This window comes from Desulfoluna sp. CYM3A, assembly GCF_056829965.1.
Window position 1 is genome coordinate 4,511,625 of the sequence record NZ_CP186556.1, and the last position, 16,480, is coordinate 4,528,104.

Genomic DNA, 16,480 nt, shown 5'->3' on the forward strand with positions numbered 1-16,480 from the left:
AAAGGCCGGTATCGCCTGCCTCATGGTCATGACCGCCGTTGCCACGGTGTTCATGACCCAATCCATCTTCCTGGAGATTTCCCAGGCCTTTCACATGGACATCTCAAAGGCCCGGTTTGCCTTCAGCGGGGCATCCCTGTGCTATGCGGCGGCCTTCTTCGTCATCGGCCCCCTGGCAGACCGCTTTGACCTGCCCAGAATGGCTCTCACCGGCCTTGGGGCCCTTTTGGCTGCCATCCTCTTTGCCTCAACGGCCCCGGGCTTTGCCACCTTTGTCATAGCCATGGGGCTCATCGGCTTCAGCGCGGCCCTGGTGCCGGCCTCCATGATCCCCCACATGACCCGGCTGGCCCCTCCGGACAAGCGGGGCCTCTATGTGGGGGCAGTGCTCCTGCGCCCCTGGGGAGTGCCCGGTCTTCGGACGCGTGGCCGTGGGACTCCTCACCGCCCACCTGGGCTGGCGCGTGGCCTTTCGCATCGTCGCCCTTTTCCTCCTGATCCTTTCCGCGGCAGGCTATACCCGGCTGTTAGAGCCCGCCCAAAAGGAAAAACTCCCGGGGTATCCCCTTTGGGATCTCTACCTCAACGCCGTTCGCCTCGTGTGCCGTCCCCGGCCCCTGGCCCTTCTGGCCACCGGATTCTTCCTCTTCTTCGGGTTCCTCGGCATGGTCACCTTCCTCACCTACCGTCTCACGGCCCCGCCCTTTCTCTTCACCGCAGGGGAGGTGGGCTGGATCAGCCTGGCCGGGGTCACCGCCCTCATCGCCCCCTTTGCTGGCAGCCTCTCCCAGAAAGCAGGGCCGTACCGGATCAGTCTGCCGGGTCTTGGCATCTGCCTGGTGGCCCTGCAGCTCATGGGCTGGTCCCAGTCCGTGCCCCTCATCACCCTGGGCCTGCTTCTGCTCTTTGCAGGTGCCTACTGCTGCCAGCCCCTGATCTTTCTCCTCATAGGCGCAAGCGTCCCGGACTCCGCCCTCGGCAGCGCCTCCTCCCTGTACATCCTCGTGTGCATCGGCGGCGGCAGCCTCTCCTCCATGGTCCTGGGACCGGTTTGGGCCCACTGGGGCTGGACCGGCGTCACCGTTGCCTGCTCCCTCTCCCTGGCCGCCGCAGCAGGAGTCCTGGGCACCCTGGCCAGTCGGGAGACCCACCACGGCGAGGATGCGGAGACCGTGCCATTGCCCCTCAAGTAAACAGTGGCTTACGGTTAAAGCGACCGACAAAAAGAGTGCCTCCGGCGGCGAGGTGAGCCACCTCGAAAGCATATTGCCCTTGCGCATACGACCCGCCGGAGGCAACGGGACCGTTACCCGAACCGTTGCAAAAAACCTGTTGAACACGTCCCGCAACTCACGTAGTATAAGTAAAGATATCAGCAACAACCACTTCACTACCTTTCTGAGTCCCACCCACCGGGCATCCGCAAGGGCCATCTCTGATTCGGTGGGCCCCTTCACATCGTCGACATCACTTATCATCACCCAGCCTGATGCGTCTTTGTCACGCACCATGGTCTCCCCAGAGCCACCCACCTGCGGCAAGGCGCCGCCCCACGGGGAGTCCCACGTCATACCCTGATATTTTTCTGGTGATATGCCGAAGCCACCTCACCGGCAATGCACCCCCTGTTACCCGTTATGCTCTCAGGAGGAATATCCATGCAGCACACCTACGATGCCGTCGTGGTGGGGTCCGGCCCCGGCGGAGCCACCGTGGCCCGGGGCCTTGCCATGGCCGGGAAAAAAGTGGCGATCCTTGAAAAGGGAAAGGAGCACCGGAACCTGGGCACCTACGCAGGGGCCTTGAGCATTGTGGAAAAAGCCGGTTTCTTCAAAAGCAAAGAGGGCGTTGCCATGCTCATGGCCTCCTCCACGGGCGGGGCCACCACGGTCTACTCGGCCTCGGCAGCCATGCCGCCCCCCTGGCTCAAAGAGCGCTACCACATCGACCTTGGCCCCTATGCCGATCAGACCTGGACGGAACTCAAGGCAGCCCCCCTTCCCGAAGCCCTTCTGGGAAACGCCTCCCGCCGCATCATGGAAACAGCCAACCACCTGGGGTACCACTGGACCCCCACCCCCAAGCTGTATGACCGGGATAAGGTGGAATCCGGGTGCCGGTGCGGGGCGGGCACCTCCCTGGGTTGTGCCTGCGGCGCCAAATGGACGGCCCGGGAGTACATCAAAGATGCGGTGACCCACGGCGCCCACTTACGAACCCGGGCCGAGTGCACCGAGGTTCTGGTGAAGGGCGGAAAAGCCACGGGCGTGCGGGTACACCTTGCGGGCCGAGATACCGAGGAATTCTACGCAGACAAAATCATCCTCGCCGCAGGGGGCATCCCCACACCGGGACTTCTCCTCAAGGCGGGCATCCAAAGTGCGGGCAGGCAGTGCGTCATCGATCCCACCGTACTCCTCTACGGTATCTCACCCTTTGAAGGATCCCACACCGACCCCCTGGTGAGCGTGGACACCTGGGAGTTCTGCGACAGCCACGGCGTCCGCATGGGCACCCTCATCGACCCGAAACTCATGACCCTCATCAGCCTGGGAAAAACCGGCCTCAGGCACCTGCCCAAAGGCCGCCACTACCATCACATGGTGGGCATCCTCATCAAAATCAAGGACACCCCCGGAGGCTGGGTGGACGCCTCCGGCCAGGTCTCCAAAGAGCTCACCAAAGCCGACTTCGACAAGCTTGCCATGGGCAAAGAGATCGCCTCAGAGATCCTCACGGCCTCGGGATGCCACCCTTCGACCCTCGTGGCAAGCCCGGTGCGGGGAGCCCACCCCAGCGGCACCTGCGGCATCGGCAGCGTGGTGGACACCAACCTCCAGACCGCCATCGACAACCTCTATATCTGCGACGCCAGTATCTTCCCCGAAGCCCTGGATCGCCCCACGGTCATTACCCTCATCGCCTTCGGCAAACGCCTGGTGGATCACCTGGTAAACGGAAAAAATGCGTAAAAGCGCCATACCTGATGCAAGAAACAACAGGAGCCAAGCATGCACATCATGGAAACCGAGACGGTGGTGATCGGAACCGGGCCGGGGGGAGCGACGGTGGCGCGGGAGCTTGCGAAAAAGGGAAAAAGCGTTGTGCTTCTGGAGAAGGGAAAGGCCCGGGACTGGTCCGTGGGCAACCCCCTGGCCTATGCGGCCATGTACGACATCCGCAGGTCCAGGCAGGGGATCCTGGTACGGCGGGGCATCACCCCGGGGGGCTCCACCATGATCTACTCCGGCAATGCCTACGATCCGCCGTCGTTTTTAAAAAGCGACTTCGGCATCGACCTGGCCACCGAGGTGGCCGACATAAAAGAAGAGCTGAGCATCCGCCCCGTTCCCGACCATTTTTACCAGCACTACCCGGGCACCCGGAGGCTCGTGGAAGCCGCTGGGGAGCTCGGCCATGCCATGAAACCCCAGGCACGGTTCATCGACTCCGACCTCTGCGATCCCCATTGCGACAGGTGCCTTTTCGGGTGCAAGCGGGGCGCCAAGTGGACCGCCCGATCTTACGTCAACGATGCGGTGGATGCCGGGGCCCGCCTTGTGACGGGCTGCGACGTCCGGGAGATCCTCCATGTCAACGGCACAGCCAACGGGGTTGCGGCCGAAACCGACCGAGGCCCCCTTGCGGTCTTCAGCCGCCGGGTCGTCCTTGCGGCAGGGGGCATGGGGACCCCTGAAATCCTCCACCGGTCCGGCATCAAGGGTGCCGGCACCCACTTTTTCACCGACCCCATGGCCGTGCTCCTCGGCGAAATGAGGGAGGGTCCGGGCACCTTTCGGGAGATCACCTACACCTTTGCCGACGAATCCCGCAAAGGGGAGTTTGTCTTCGGCAACGTGGGGGCGGTCAACGCTTTTGTGGCCCAGCTGGCCGCAAAAAATATCTCCTCCTGGCCCCGGGGCGTCCGAATGAAAAAACTGACAGGCATGTTCGTCAAGCTTTGCGACGAGCCCTCCGGCGAAATCCGGGCCGACGGCTCCTTTCACAAGGCCTTCACCCCCAAGGATGAGGCCCTCATGGCCAAAGGCATTGAGGCGGCAAAGGCGGTCATGGTGCAAGCAGGGGTCCGGGCCGACACCATCGCGGTGGCCAAGGGCATCGGCGGCCACCCGGGGGGCACCGCAGCCATGGGCCGGGTGGTGGGTCCCGACCTGCAGACAGCCGTCGAGAACCTCTACATCTGCGACAACAGCATCATGCCTGTCTCAGGGGGCACACCCCCGGTCCTCACCCTCATCGCCCTGGCCAGGCAGTTTGCCGGAAGACTCGGTTGAAAAGCCGGGCCTTCGCAGCCAACATTGCGTTGATAGTACATTGAAATTAAGATATATTCATACATAACACACGAGATTACGCTGCGCCCTCATCCGGCATCACGCGTTGTGACGGCCGATTCCATCGGCCGGGCTTTCCATGCCTTCCCAAATGGTTCTCCGCCTCAACGGCCACACCCCGCCGTTACAAAACAGGCAATGTTCAATCACTAAAAAATCCGTTTTTCATGAGCCCTCTTTGAGCTGCCCCGCATACCCGTAAACCATGACACACATGGGGAGGCTATGTGATGCCAAAGAAAATCATAGAAAACGCCGAGGCTCTGAACCTTTCGGAGCTGAAGAACATGATACTGGCAGCGGAGAATCATAATATTCCCATCATGCCGGCCGAAGGACCGTGTGGTGGCTGCGACCTTGTTATCAAAACACCTGTAAAAACAGCTGAAGGGCCCTGCGGCGGGTGCGATGTTGTGACCCCGCCAAAAAATCAGGCCGAGGGCCCCTGCGGCGGATGCGACCTGATGAAAACCCTGTAGTACATTGATATCACCAGCAACACCCGGGGCAGCTCAAATCCTTATACCAACCACCCGCCTTCCTTAGAAAGGATCCGCCATGGACGCAAACTGGACCCATCCGCCAAAAATCTTCCAGTGGGACACCACCTCGTCATGCAACCTCAATTGCCGCCACTGTCGAGCCAGCAACCTGGATCGCAACGACAGGGACCTCTCCTTTGACGAGGCCGTGGACATGCTCAACCAGGCAGACGAAATGGCCCCGGGCGCAGCCCTGGCCATGGCCGGTGGAGAGCCCCTGATGCGGGACGACCTCATTGCCCTGATGGACCACATCAAGACAAACCTCAGCCTCTCCATCGAGCTGCTCACCAATGCCACCCTCATCACAAAGGACAACGAGGAGGAGTTGTGCCGGTATGTGGACGGATTCAATATCAGTATGGAAGGGTCAACGGCGGAGGTGCACGATCCGGTGAGGGGCAAGGGCTCATTTGCACGAACCCTTTCGGCCGTGGATCTTCTCACCGCCCGTGGGGTCCCCCTTGCCATTCGCATGACCTACTTCGGCCAGGGCAAAGAGGAGGTGGAAAAGCTTCTGGTCATGATCAAGGAGCACGGCGTAACCACATTCAACTTCCGCTACGTGGTGCCCGTGGGCAATGCCACCGGGGCCGTCTCCGATCCCCTGGAGCACAGGGACGTCAGCCGCTTTGTGTGGGAAAAGGGAAATGACCTGGGCCTCACCGTGGGCTTCAGCGACCCCTTCCCGGAACTCCTCGTAAACCCCGGTCGCCTGAGCGAAGTGGAGTCCGACGAGGAGCTCTTTAACGGTGTGGCCGTCACAGGGTGCTCCGTGGCCTTTTCCCTGATGTACATCAACCCCCAGGGGGTGGTGCAGTTCTGCCCTTACTTCCCCGTGGTGGTGGACCGGGTCCAGAACCGCCCCCTTAAAGAGATCTGGTTTGAAAACGAAAAATTCAACACCTTCCGCTACTCCCGCTCCTTTTTAAGCGGCCAGTGCGGTGAGTGCCGGTACAAATTCGCATGCGGCGGCTGCCGGGGTGCGGCCTACGCCACCGGTGACTACCTGGGCTCGGATCCGCGCTGCTGGCTGACCAAAGAGGAATCACGCCAGCTTCAGGAGACCCTTCCCAAAGAGTGAAGAAAAAAATGACGACCCCAAACCCAATGCCTCCGGCGGGTTGCTTTTTTGAAAAAAGCTCCGCAAAAAACGTTTCGAAGCACGGGTGCGAAAATATCGGAATTGTTTCGGCGGAGCCTATGAATGATTACTTGAGACCTGTTTATCAAACTTTTTAAAAGTTTGGCCCCCGGCAGGGCCGCCGGAGGCTTTTTTGATCTGAATAGTTACGATAAAATCAAATCAATGCCGCCCCAGGGTCCCCAAAACTTGCTCGATGACGCTCGAGACACGGCTTTCAAGGGATTCTGCCTCATCTCCGGACTCTGATGATGCAGAGGGTTCTTCAAAGGGATTTTCCTGAGGCCCATGGCCATCACCATGGCCTGTCGCCGCATCCTCAATGTCCTTTTCCATGTTTTCATAACCCGCCCCAGGGATCTCCACGGGTTCTGCTCCCCCTTGAGACCCGTGCCAGTACCCAAACAACGCCTCCAGGCTCTCCTGCTGAAAGGCCCGCACCTTCTCCCGGACGTTTTCAGCCACCTTGTCGGCATTGACGGAGAGCAGCCATCCGCTGAGCTGGTACAACGGCAGGCAGAGAAACTCCCGGGTCCTGCCGTCCGTGCCGTCCATGGCAAGGAAACGGCATGTGAGCTTCGAATCGTGCTTCAGGCGGCTCCGCTCCCCGGCCCAGCTCAGGCCCAACCCCTCGCACAGGGGTTTTAAAGGCACCCAGTCCAGCTCATCCTGTCGGAGAAGGGAAAGGGGAGCCCCATCCAGAATATGGGTAACCAGGGCGGGGCACAGGTCCGGTGAATCAACTGTTACCATGTGGTATCACTCCTTGCAGGCGTTTGAAGGTCTTATCGAGAGGTGTTCCTATCACAAATCGCCTGCGTTTTCATTTCCCTTCTCAGCCCCGCCCGGGCCGTCAGCCCCTTACCTGCCTCCAACTCCGGGTCCCCGGCATGCCCTCCTCCCACCGGTCCACCATGGCCGTAAACAATTCAACGGGAACGGCATAGGTCACCTCGCCTTTGCCCAGGTAACGCAGGCCGTTGGTGTCAAACACTCCGATGACGGCCCACTGCCGTCCCTCCTCCCGGTAACGCCGTGGCCAGGTGATCATCCCGCAACACCCCTGGCCAAAGGGCACCCGCACGGCGTCGGTATCTCCCGTCAAGAAAACGGTCAGGGCGTTTAAGGCGATCATGGCCTCGCGCTGGGGAAACAGAATCACGACCCTCGGGCACCTCTCCGTCCTCAAAAAGGCCTAAGGGCTGGATCACGAGATTTGCCCCCGAGGCCTTCGGGGGCTTGATCTCCTCGTAAAAGGCCTTTCCCTTTTCCGGGGAGTCCAGATAGCACTCGCCCTGCATCTCTCCGGGGATTCCCGTGGAGATCAAGGCAGGCTCAAAGGGCTCGTAATAAGGCTTGAACCCCATGTAAAAGGCGGCACCCAGGCACCCGTAATGAGTCTCGTCAAAACAGGCCGGGGCCTTGTTCCGGCGCGCACGCCTCACCGTACCCAGGGCGCACGACAGCCAGTTGATGCCCCCGTCTGACTCTTCCGGCAGGCGACTCACCGGTACCTGTGCCTTGGGAGACACCGCGCCAGGCGGTTTTCTTTCGGTATAAAAAAGCCCCATGGGCTCTTCGTTCAAACCAAGGACGTCCATAAACGCCCGAAGCCTCTCCTTAAACTCTGCGCTGTGTATCGTCTTGTTTTTCATTTCTCCTCCCTAAGCCGTCACGAGGTGCCTCCGGCGGCCCTGCCGGGGCTAAACTTTTAAAAAGTTTAACAAACAGGTTTTTAGCCGCACCCTGCTTTCAAAGTGTGTTAAACGGGCCTCTCCTGCAAAACCGGTTGCCACATGTCAGCCATCACGCGAATGCCCCGAAACCGTTTGCGGGATGTGTACTACCTCCATGCATTCGCCATAGGGTTTCCAGGTGCCCCACCTGGCCGCCGGAGGCTTGCTTTTGCTCCAGACTTTAACCATAGAAGGCTGCCCCTGTTGCCAGGCCATGGTTACGATGCAAAGAAAAAGATGGCCGCAAAGGCGCTGAGGATGCCCAGGCCTTCCTTGAGGGTCACGGGCTCTTTGAGCACAAGGCACCCCAGGGCCACGGTGATGATGGGGGACATGGAGGTAAACATCGCCACCACGGCCACCTTCCCGGACTTCACGGCAAAGAGAAAGCCAAGGGCTCCTGTGAGGCCGATGATCCCGGTGGTGATGCCGAGGCACACACCCTTCACATGGACCTCCGGCCGAAAATCCACCAGGGTGAGGACAACCAGCCCCACGATGGCGGCCCCGATTGTTTCGTAGATCATGGCGCTCATGGGGCTGATGTACTGGGTGGTCAGCTTGGGGATAAATCCCCACAATCCCCAGCACACCAGGGTCACAAGCGCAGGTGCTATCCAGTTGGCACTCATCGGATTCCCCTCCTTACATGTCTGTGTACGATGATGTCGTGTTGAACCGTTTACTCCCACCTTAGCAGGCCACCGTCCCCCAAACGTCCCTGACCCCGATATTTCATGACAAAACGAACAGCCAAGATGAAAGCTATATGATTTCAGAACACTACAACGAAACTGTCCGTTATTTTGAACATGCAAAATGTAAATGAGGGTTTGCTGTTTGATTTTCTCACCCTTCGGGCGAGCCGGGTTGAAAGGGTTTGGGCATGGAAAGCAAAACAAGGACGTGAAAAAAATTGTGTAACGCGGATCGTTAAGCTACCTTCTCCACAGGAGAAAAGACCATGACGATGTTGCACATTCACTGTTTTGGGGCACCCCGGTTCACGGTGGACACAGAGCCCGTAAGGATTCCCCGGCGCAAATCCGCTGCCCTGGCAATCTACCTTGCCGTCACGGGCACGGCCCACACCCGGGAAAAGCTTGCCGACCTTCTGTGGCCGGACCAGGAGCAGGGCAAGGGGCGAGCCTCCCTTCGGCGCGCCCTGTCGGACATCACACAGTCCCTGGGCAGGTCCTGGCTGGCCGCGGACCGGGAGACCATCGGTGCCCTTGCCAGCGACCAGGTCCAGGTGGATGTGGAGAGGTTCCGTACCCTGTTGGGCATGGGCCGAGAAGGGAGCCTTTCGGCCATGGAAGAAGCGTTATCCCTCTACACGGGCTCTTTTCTCTCGGGCTTTCACCTCAGTGGCGCACCCGACTTCGACCACTGGCGGCTGGAGCAGGCCGAGGGCCTCGACCGCGAGGCCGCCGAGATCATGAAAAAGCTGTCCGAAAGATACATAGCCCTGGGAAGAGACGGAGAGGCTCTGGGGGTTGCAAGACGCCTGGTGGCCCTGGATCCCCTGGACCAAGATGCCCACAGGCGACTCATGGCGCTCTTTGAGCAGGCCGGTCGGCGGGATGCCGCCCTGCGTCAGTATGAGACGTGCAGGGCGCTGCTCCGAACTGAGCTGGCCGTCGACCCGGATCAAGAGACCGAGGCGTTGGCGGAATCCCTCCGAAGCCACCAAAAACCCGTCAAAAAACAGAAGCCAAACCTGCCAATATCCAACCTGCCGGCCCAGGCCACGGCCTTTGTGGGGCGAACAGGGGAGGTCACCGGCCTTGTGGAACGACTCACCTCCCCGGAAGTAAGGCTGCTGACCCTCACCGGCCCGGGGGGCATGGGAAAAACCCGGTTGGCCCTCCAGGTGGCCACCGTGGCGGCGAACCGCTTTGCCCACGGCGTCTTTTTCATCTCCCTTGCAGACCTTGACGCCAAAGATGCCCTGGTGCGAGAACTCATCAGGGTCTTCGGGCTCAGCGAAGGGGAGACAGCCAACCCCATGGCACGGATCACAGGTTTTCTTCGAGCAAGGGAGGTTCTGTTGCTTCTGGATACTGAAACACCTGCCGAAGGAGCCCCGGTGGTTTCCGAGCTGCTGGAGGCGGCGCCCCACCTCACCATCCTGGCCACCTCCAGGACCCGGCTGATGCTCAAGGGAGAGCACCTGTTTCCCCTGTCGGGCCTGTCCCATCCCGACCCCTCGGATCAGCCCCCGGCCCCTGAAGGCCTGAAAAACGCGGAGACGACCTATGATGCCCTGGCCCTTTTCCTTACAACGGCCAGGATGCTCAACCCGGACACTCAGCTGACCGCCTCAAATTACCCTGCCCTTGCCGAGATCTGCAACATGACCGCAGGCATGCCCCTGGCCCTGATCTTGGCCGCCGGGTGGATGGACACCCTGACGCCTTGGGACATTGCAGGTGAGATCCGAGGCAACCTGGATTTTCTGAACGCAAAGATGCAGGACCTGCCCCCGCGCCACCGGAGCATGCGTGCGGTGTTTGACTCCTCTTGGAAACGGTTGACGGAAAAGGAAAAAAAGGCCCTGCAAAGGCTCACGGTATTTCGGGACGGATTTACCCTGGACGCCGTGGCAAATGTAACGGGAATGGAAAAAGGGACGGCTGCCGAGACAACGGCAAGCCTGGCGAGAAAATCGATCCTCAGGGCCGAGCCGGAAACCGGCCGGTTCGGCATCCACCCACTCCTGAGGCAGTACACCGACGATCACCAGGGAGACCCCGGCCATGGCCATCCCATGGAGGACGCCCACATGGGGTATTACCTCGCCCTGGTCCAGAGCCGCGAAAAAGAGCTGACGAGCCGGGACATGCCCGCCTGCAGACGTGCCATGGATGGGGACATGGCCAACATCCGCCAGGCATGGCTTCGCGCAGCAGCCACAGGGGCCTTAAGACGCCCTTGGCCGTGCAGCCACCGGCCTGTATGCCTACTTCGACATGCACACCCGGTATCACGAAGGGGAGGCCCTGTTCCGACCGGCCAAAGAGTACGTGATGACTGCCTCATCAAGCCGAACGGATGCCCGCCTGTGCCTGGTCCTCTTGTGCTGGTTCGATATGCAGACCCAAGGGTTTCCCCCAAAAACACAAGGCAACGCCCCCTGCCCCGGGGAGGAAGAGGCCCGGGTGGAAACGGTCGCCCGCAGCACCTTAAGGTGGGCCGTCTCAACAGGAGACACCCGCGGCAGGGCCTGGGCCTTTCTGCTGCTTGGGGCCCTGGCCCACCGCCGGAAACACCATGAGCGGGCCCTTCGGCTCTTTCGCCTGAGCCTTACGGCCCACCCCGGCATTGAGCACGCCTTCTGGGTATCCCTCCGCATCGGGCTGTGCCTGCGCTCCCTGGGCAGGATCGAGGAGGCCACGGAACGGTTCCGGGAAAGCCATCAATGGGCAACCCGCACGGGAGACCGCATCAAAACCGCCTGGGCCATGGGCAATATCGGCTCCGCAGCCCTGTGCCTGGGGGACCTGCACACCGCAGAGACCTGCCTTCAAGAGGCCGCAACCGCATTTCGAGAGCTCAACGCCCCCATCGGCATGGTGATCTCCTGCGAAGAGCTGGGGCTCATTGCTTTTTTGAAAGGAGACCTGAAACAGGCCTCAGCCCTTGCCGAAGAAGCCCTGACCATCGCCAGGGCCTCGGGCTTTGCCAGGGCCAGGTACCAGAGAGCCCAGGCGTTAAAAGGCCTCATCCTCATGGCATCCGGCTCCCCGGATAAGGCCCGCCCCTGCCTTGAAGCGGTACTGGAAACGGGTCTCTCCCGGTTTTCCGCCCACCTGGGCATGATCTTCTGCGCCTGCCGGGCCAAAGACCGAAAAACCGCAGCCACCCACCTGGCCCAGGCCCACCAACTGGCCCCAAAGGTCCACAAAACCCACTTTCTTCTGCTCTTAACCCTTGCCCAAGCGTCTGTTTCGGCCCTTTCGAAAAACCACGATGAGGCAACACGCTACCTCACCCAGGCACGGCACCACCCCGGCTTCGGTGCAGGACTCTTTCAGGCCTGGAACATGGAGTGACTCCCCTGGCCATCAGGGCAAAACGTTTAAAAATTTTGGCAAGCAGGCTTTCTTTTTATGGACGCGTCGCAACCGCCCATAACCCCTCTCATTTTTTATTTTACCGAAAAGTTTTTGCGGAGCTTTTTTCAAAAAGCGACCCGCCGGAGGCAACTGAATTTTTGAATGCATTGGCCCTGCCCTGGCCACCACGCCATATGTACTTTTTCTCCTGCCTGTGAGACCATAAGGAAAGCCCGGACACTTTTTTGCTGAGTCATTGAGACCTCATCCCTTATCAGGAGGCCCCATGCTTACAGCCTTTGTTGTTCTGCTGGTCTGTACCGTCACCGCCCTGGTTGCCTTGCGCCTGATCTACACCCCGGACGGCCCCCTCACCGGCCAGGACGATGAAGAGGAAGAAGCCCCCTTTCAGGTAACCATCACCCCCAGTGAGCTCTCCTGCGAGCACCCAAGGCGGGAGCGGGAAGCGGTTCCCTGGGAGGAGATCCACGAAATCGTTCTCATCAACGCCCAGGAAGCCCCGCCCATCCCTCCCTACTGGCTGGTCTTCGTGGGTGACGGCAAGGGATGCTCCGTGCCCACCGAGGCCCAGGGATTCTCCCGTCTCTGGGACGAAATCGAGGCCCGGTTTCCCGGTTTTGATTTCAATGCCGTCCTCGAACCGGAAGCAGGCATCACCAAGAAAAGCGTCTGGCGAAAACCCGAGGTTCCCCATTGACCCTGGGGAAAAACCGTCCTTCGCAATAGCCATGCTCCCTTTGTTCCGGTAAACATCAAAAGGGTGCCCTGTGTACTTTTTTTGCCATGTATGAGAAAGTATATTCATACATTACCATCCTTTCGTGTATCACCCCCGTGTTCAACCCAGCCCCTTCCCTGAGTGTTCCGACCGAGCCATGAAACGCCGAGCCCAAGACGGCTTGCGTGCCCCTTTGCCAGGAGGAGACATGAAAAAACCCGACAGCGCCCCTAAAAAGCTCGCCGATACGCACAGCCACAAAAAACTTGGGGACATCCTCATCGAGGCCGGAGTCATTGAGCCCAAGGACCTTCAGAAAGCCTTGCACGCCCAAGCCACGTCACCCAAAAAAATAGGCCAGATCCTCATGGACATGGGGATCGTGGATGATATCCAGATTGCCCGGGCCCTGTCCGAGCAGTTGAATATCCCCTACCTCCACCTGCCCGATATAAAGATCGCGCCGGAGGTGATCTCCCAGGTCTCCGCGGAAATCGCCGAAACCTACCTGCTCCTGCCCACCAAAGAGGAAAACGACGAGCTTGTGGTCACCATGGCCAACCCCCTGGAGTTCTACGCCCTGGACGATTTGCGTTTCATGACCCAGAAACGCATCAAGATAGCGGTATCGCCCCAAAGCGAGGTGCTCACCGCCATTGACACCTACTACCCCAAAAAAGGGCTCCACCTTGATGAAGCCATTCAGAACGAAGTCCAGATTGAGGTGATCAAGACCACCGAAGCCAATGAGAAAGAGCTGGACAAGGGTGCCCTGACCTCCATCGCAGAAGACCCGCCCGTGGTGCGATTTGCCAACAGCATCCTGGCCGATGCCGTAAAGCTCAAGGCCAGTGACATCCATATCGAACCCCGACAGGCATCGGTTATCATCCGGTACCGCATCGACGGGATCATGCGTGAAATCCTCAAGACCGACAAACTCATCCACTCTGCCCTGGTCTCACGCATCAAGGTGTTCTCTTCCATGGACATCTCCATCCGGCGCAAGCCCCAGGATGGTCGTGCCCAGGTAAAGTACGGGGGGATTGCCTATGACTTGCGGGTCTCCTCGTTTCCCACATCCTACGGAGAAAAGATCACCATACGGATCCTCAACCCGGAATCCGCCAAGATGAGCTTTGAAAACTTGGGGCTCCAGGGGACGCACTACGAAGATCTGGAAAGCAGCATTCAGTTGCCCCAGGGCATTATCCTGGTCACCGGGCCCACGGGCAGCGGAAAATCAACCACCCTGTATGCCTGCCTGAACCGCCTCAACTCTCCGGAGGTCAACATCATCACGGTGGAGGACCCTGTGGAGTACAAGGTGGAGGGCATCAACCAGGGCCAGATCAATCCCAAGGCGGGCATCACCTTTCCCGCGGCCCTGCGGTCCATCCTGAGGCAGGACCCGGACATTGTGATGGTAGGAGAGATCCGGGACGGAGAAACTGCAGGCATCGCGTGCCAGGCGGCACAGACCGGGCACCTTGTCCTTTCCACCCTGCATACCAACGACTCGCCTTCGGCCGTCACCCGGCTTTTGGACCTCGGAGTGGATGCCTTTGTGGTGGCGGACTCGGTGGTGGCATGCATCGGCCAGAGGCTGGTCCGGCGCATCTGTGATAAATGCAAAACCACGGACAACCTGTCGGCCCAGCTGCTTGAAAAGATTCCTTCGGGGGAAAACGGGGATAACGATGTCAGGTACTACAAAGGGGAAGGATGCGAAGCATGTCGGTATTCAGGGTATGTGGGACGGATCGGCATCTACGAAATCCTGCGCATCACCCCGTCGATCCAGTCCCTCATCAAAAAAGACGTGTCGGCGGCCACCATCAAGGCCCAGGCCATGAAGGAGGGGTTCCAGCCGTTTTTCATGGATGGTGTCATGAAGGCCCGGCAAGGCCTCACCACCTTAGGAGAGGTTCTCCGGGTGGCCGGCCCGGACACCCCACATATAGAAACCGCAGCCCCGCGGCCTCGGCAGCCCCCCCCGCCCCTGATGCCGTCACGTCGGTTCCGGCCTTTGACCCCACATCCCATGTAACGGTGGTAGGTCATCCCACGGTCCTGGTGGTGGACGACAACGAAATAGAACTGGAAATGATGTCCCACCTCCTTAAAACCCAGAACTATCGTACTCATCTGGGAGCGGCCAGGCTACAACGGTGCGGAAGCCTTGAAGTCTGTCTATCAGGCCATGCCCGACCTCATCGTGACAGATTATGTCATGCCGGAAATGGACGGGTTCACCCTCATCAAAAAGCTGAAAGAGGAGATTGCCACCCGCATGATTCCCGTGATCATGCTCACGGCCAACGAGGACCTCAAATCCGAGGTGGAGGTGCTCAATGTCGGCGCGGACGATTACATGACCAAGCCCGTCAACTACGAGCGCTTCATCGCAAGGGTCAACAGGCTCCTTCAACGACGGCTGGAGAGCACCAAGGGGTGAAACGCCCTACTCGAAGGTATCTGTTGCAATGACCTCGACCTTGTCTATGAGGGTTCCCAGCCCGTTGCTTTGCCCGGCGATCTCCGACAGGGACAGATCCATGGAGTCGCCGGTTCCCGTCACCTCAACCGTGTACTCTTTCCACTCGTTGGTGGGCGGCGTAAAGGTCTCCACCTCATCCCCACCCCACCCCACGGAAAAATCCGATGAGTTGGCGCGCCTGGCCCGGGCCGTGATTTTGATTTCATAGACCCTTCCCGCTTCGGTCTCAACGCTCTGGGAGATGGTGTCGCTTGCCCTGCCGCCGTCCAGCTCCACGATATGCCCCCCGTTGGGGGAGTTGTACCCCAAAAACCCATCCTTCCAGATTTCAATGGCCCCTGTGTTGGACTCCCATCCGTTGATCCTTCCGGTGGGCACCGGGGCCCATCGCCTCACGTTCCTGTTCACCGAATCAAAGGTCGAGTTGTCCAAAAGGTTCTCCCCGGCGGGGATGTCGGACTGAACCTGCGATGCCGACGTATGGTGCAACGAGCACTGCACCTGGCCGTACTCGGGCACCTCGATGGAGGAGCTGGACCAGGTATAAACGCCACCCCGGGGGCACTGGTTGAGAGTTGATCAATTACGCGGCGTAAGAAGCTCATGCTCGAAGTAGTAACTCTGGGTCTGGGTCTCGATGTCTCTTCTGAGCAGGAGACAGTTGGCGGCGTAGACCTTCTCCTTGTAGTTGAGGTATCGCGGAATGGCGATGGAGCTCAACACCCCGACGATGGCCACCGTCACCATGAGTTCAAGGAGCGAAAATCCCGCATTGTGCGTGGTTTGAGGGGTCATGGCACAAGCTCCGGTATGGGTTTGGCGGTGCTGATACGAACATGGGAGAACCCGTGACGATGGGCATTGGGACACTCCACAACATAGCCGCCCTTCACCTGATGCACCTCATAGGGGACTCCGCTGAGCGGACAGGTAAAGCCCCCCACATCCGTCTCCCCGAGCTGCAGTGCCCGGACCACCTTCCACAGGTTGTGGATGCAGGCGTCTGTCTGCATGTCGGTGTCGGCCGTACCCACACGAAGGGGTTTGGCATGCTCCTCACGCAGGGAGAGTATCCTGGGCACCTGAAAGGCCAGAACCACGATGCTGAGGGCCAGGAGGGCATAATAGAGAAGGCGGCGGTCTTTTTTCTTTTTTTTCTCCTGCTGCTGTTGCTCCCGTTCGGCCTCTTCTTTGGCAAACTCGGCGACGGCGTCCTTGGCAATATCCGTATCCTTATGATCGTCCATAATAAATCCAAAGTCCCATGGGTTGATGTGATGATGGGAAAACGCTCTCCAGGCAAGGCCTGAAGCACAGACATGTCTTGAATCCGGATGTCATGAATGGAGGGAAAACACGGCGATCTTTCAATGGAATGGTTGCTTATCCTCAAGTATACTGAATCA

Annotated in this window: 16 protein-coding genes and 3 pseudogenes; 12 read left to right on the forward strand and 7 right to left on the reverse strand. The window is 59.6% G+C overall.

Going from position 1 to position 16,480, the window contains the following annotated elements:
• Nucleotides 1-52: 52 nt before the first annotated feature.
• From ACOYW1_RS22850 to ACOYW1_RS22875, 6 genes and pseudogenes are all read left to right on the forward strand, one after another.
• Nucleotides 53-328, forward strand: a pseudogene (locus tag ACOYW1_RS22850) (MFS transporter); the annotation flags it as partial.
• A 46-nt stretch (nucleotides 329-374) separates the two neighbouring features.
• Nucleotides 375-1,193: an MFS transporter gene (locus ACOYW1_RS22855; protein ID WP_482419882.1), complete on the forward strand. Its 819-nt coding sequence runs from the start codon at nucleotides 375-377 to the stop codon at nucleotides 1,191-1,193.
• A 465-nt stretch (nucleotides 1,194-1,658) separates the two neighbouring features.
• Nucleotides 1,659-2,972: an FAD-dependent oxidoreductase gene (locus ACOYW1_RS22860; RefSeq protein WP_482419883.1), complete on the forward strand. Its 1,314-nt coding sequence runs from the start codon at nucleotides 1,659-1,661 to the stop codon at nucleotides 2,970-2,972.
• A 39-nt stretch (nucleotides 2,973-3,011) separates the two neighbouring features.
• On the forward strand, nucleotides 3,012-4,295 hold the full coding sequence (locus ACOYW1_RS22865; protein ID WP_482419884.1) for an FAD-dependent oxidoreductase: 1,284 nt from the start codon (nucleotides 3,012-3,014) through the stop codon (nucleotides 4,293-4,295).
• A 290-nt stretch (nucleotides 4,296-4,585) separates the two neighbouring features.
• The gene (locus ACOYW1_RS22870) at nucleotides 4,586-4,834 is read left to right on the forward strand and encodes a hypothetical protein (protein WP_482417940.1); all 249 of its coding nucleotides are present in this window, start codon (nucleotides 4,586-4,588) and stop codon (nucleotides 4,832-4,834) included.
• Nucleotides 4,835-4,913: 79 nt separating this feature from the next.
• Complete coding sequence (locus ACOYW1_RS22875) at nucleotides 4,914-5,981, forward strand: radical SAM protein (RefSeq protein ID WP_482419885.1); 1,068 nt, start codon at nucleotides 4,914-4,916, stop codon at nucleotides 5,979-5,981.
• Nucleotides 5,982-6,203: 222 nt separating this feature from the next.
• Here ACOYW1_RS22875 and ACOYW1_RS22880 read toward each other — a convergent pair whose 3' ends face one another.
• The 4 genes and pseudogenes from ACOYW1_RS22880 to ACOYW1_RS22895 form a co-directional block, all read right to left on the reverse strand.
• Entirely contained in the window at nucleotides 6,204-6,794 is a 591-nt protein-coding gene (locus ACOYW1_RS22880; RefSeq protein ID WP_482419886.1) for a phage antirepressor N-terminal domain-containing protein, read from the reverse strand.
• A gap of 100 nt (nucleotides 6,795-6,894) precedes the next feature.
• Nucleotides 6,895-7,176, reverse strand: a complete 282-nt coding sequence (locus ACOYW1_RS22885; RefSeq protein ID WP_482419887.1) for a DUF169 domain-containing protein — start codon at nucleotides 7,174-7,176, stop codon at nucleotides 6,895-6,897.
• A 58-nt stretch (nucleotides 7,177-7,234) separates the two neighbouring features.
• Nucleotides 7,235-7,696: pseudogene (locus ACOYW1_RS22890) on the reverse strand (DUF169 domain-containing protein); the annotation flags it as partial.
• 299 nt (nucleotides 7,697-7,995) lie between these two features.
• Nucleotides 7,996-8,409, reverse strand: a complete 414-nt coding sequence (locus ACOYW1_RS22895) for an EamA family transporter (protein WP_180142972.1) — start codon at nucleotides 8,407-8,409, stop codon at nucleotides 7,996-7,998.
• A gap of 332 nt (nucleotides 8,410-8,741) precedes the next feature.
• Here ACOYW1_RS22895 and ACOYW1_RS22900 point away from each other — a divergent pair, with 332 nt between their 5' ends.
• The 6 genes from ACOYW1_RS22900 (at nucleotide 8,742) to ACOYW1_RS22925 (ending at nucleotide 15,032) form a co-directional block, all read left to right on the forward strand.
• A complete protein-coding gene (locus ACOYW1_RS22900; protein ID WP_482419888.1) occupies nucleotides 8,742-11,054 on the forward strand; it encodes an AfsR/SARP family transcriptional regulator in 2,313 nt (770 codons plus the stop codon).
• Nucleotides 10,939-11,832 (forward strand): tetratricopeptide repeat protein, encoded by an 894-nt coding sequence (locus ACOYW1_RS22905; protein WP_482419889.1) that lies wholly within the window; start codon nucleotides 10,939-10,941, stop codon nucleotides 11,830-11,832. Before ACOYW1_RS22900 ends, ACOYW1_RS22905 begins: the two co-directional genes overlap by 116 nt.
• Nucleotides 11,829-12,053: a hypothetical protein gene (locus ACOYW1_RS22910; protein ID WP_482419890.1), complete on the forward strand. Its 225-nt coding sequence runs from the start codon at nucleotides 11,829-11,831 to the stop codon at nucleotides 12,051-12,053. Before ACOYW1_RS22905 ends, ACOYW1_RS22910 begins: the two co-directional genes overlap by 4 nt.
• 68 nt (nucleotides 12,054-12,121) lie before the next feature.
• Nucleotides 12,122-12,553: a hypothetical protein gene (locus ACOYW1_RS22915; protein ID WP_482417947.1), complete on the forward strand. Its 432-nt coding sequence runs from the start codon at nucleotides 12,122-12,124 to the stop codon at nucleotides 12,551-12,553.
• A 229-nt stretch (nucleotides 12,554-12,782) separates the two neighbouring features.
• The gene (locus ACOYW1_RS22920; protein ID WP_482419891.1) at nucleotides 12,783-14,624 is read left to right on the forward strand and encodes a GspE/PulE family protein; all 1,842 of its coding nucleotides are present in this window, start codon (nucleotides 12,783-12,785) and stop codon (nucleotides 14,622-14,624) included.
• A gap of 96 nt (nucleotides 14,625-14,720) precedes the next feature.
• Nucleotides 14,721-15,032, forward strand: coding sequence for a response regulator (locus ACOYW1_RS22925; protein ID WP_482423802.1), 312 nt, complete (start codon nucleotides 14,721-14,723; stop codon nucleotides 15,030-15,032).
• 6 nt (nucleotides 15,033-15,038) lie between these two features.
• Here the strand turns inward: ACOYW1_RS22925 and ACOYW1_RS22930 are convergent, their stop codons facing one another.
• The 3 genes and pseudogenes from ACOYW1_RS22930 to ACOYW1_RS22940 all read right to left on the reverse strand — a co-directional run.
• Nucleotides 15,039-15,506: a DUF642 domain-containing protein gene (locus ACOYW1_RS22930; protein ID WP_482419892.1), complete on the reverse strand. Its 468-nt coding sequence runs from the start codon at nucleotides 15,504-15,506 to the stop codon at nucleotides 15,039-15,041.
• 147 nt (nucleotides 15,507-15,653) lie between these two features.
• Nucleotides 15,654-15,869 carry a type IV pilin protein gene (locus tag ACOYW1_RS22935; RefSeq protein WP_482419893.1) on the reverse strand — a complete coding sequence of 72 codons (216 nt, stop codon included), beginning with the start codon at nucleotides 15,867-15,869 and terminating at the stop codon, nucleotides 15,654-15,656.
• Nucleotides 15,866-16,363, reverse strand: a pseudogene (locus ACOYW1_RS22940) (nitroreductase family protein); the annotation flags it as partial. The pseudogene ACOYW1_RS22940 and the gene ACOYW1_RS22935, both read right to left, overlap by 4 nt.
• Nucleotides 16,364-16,480 lie beyond the last annotated feature (117 nt).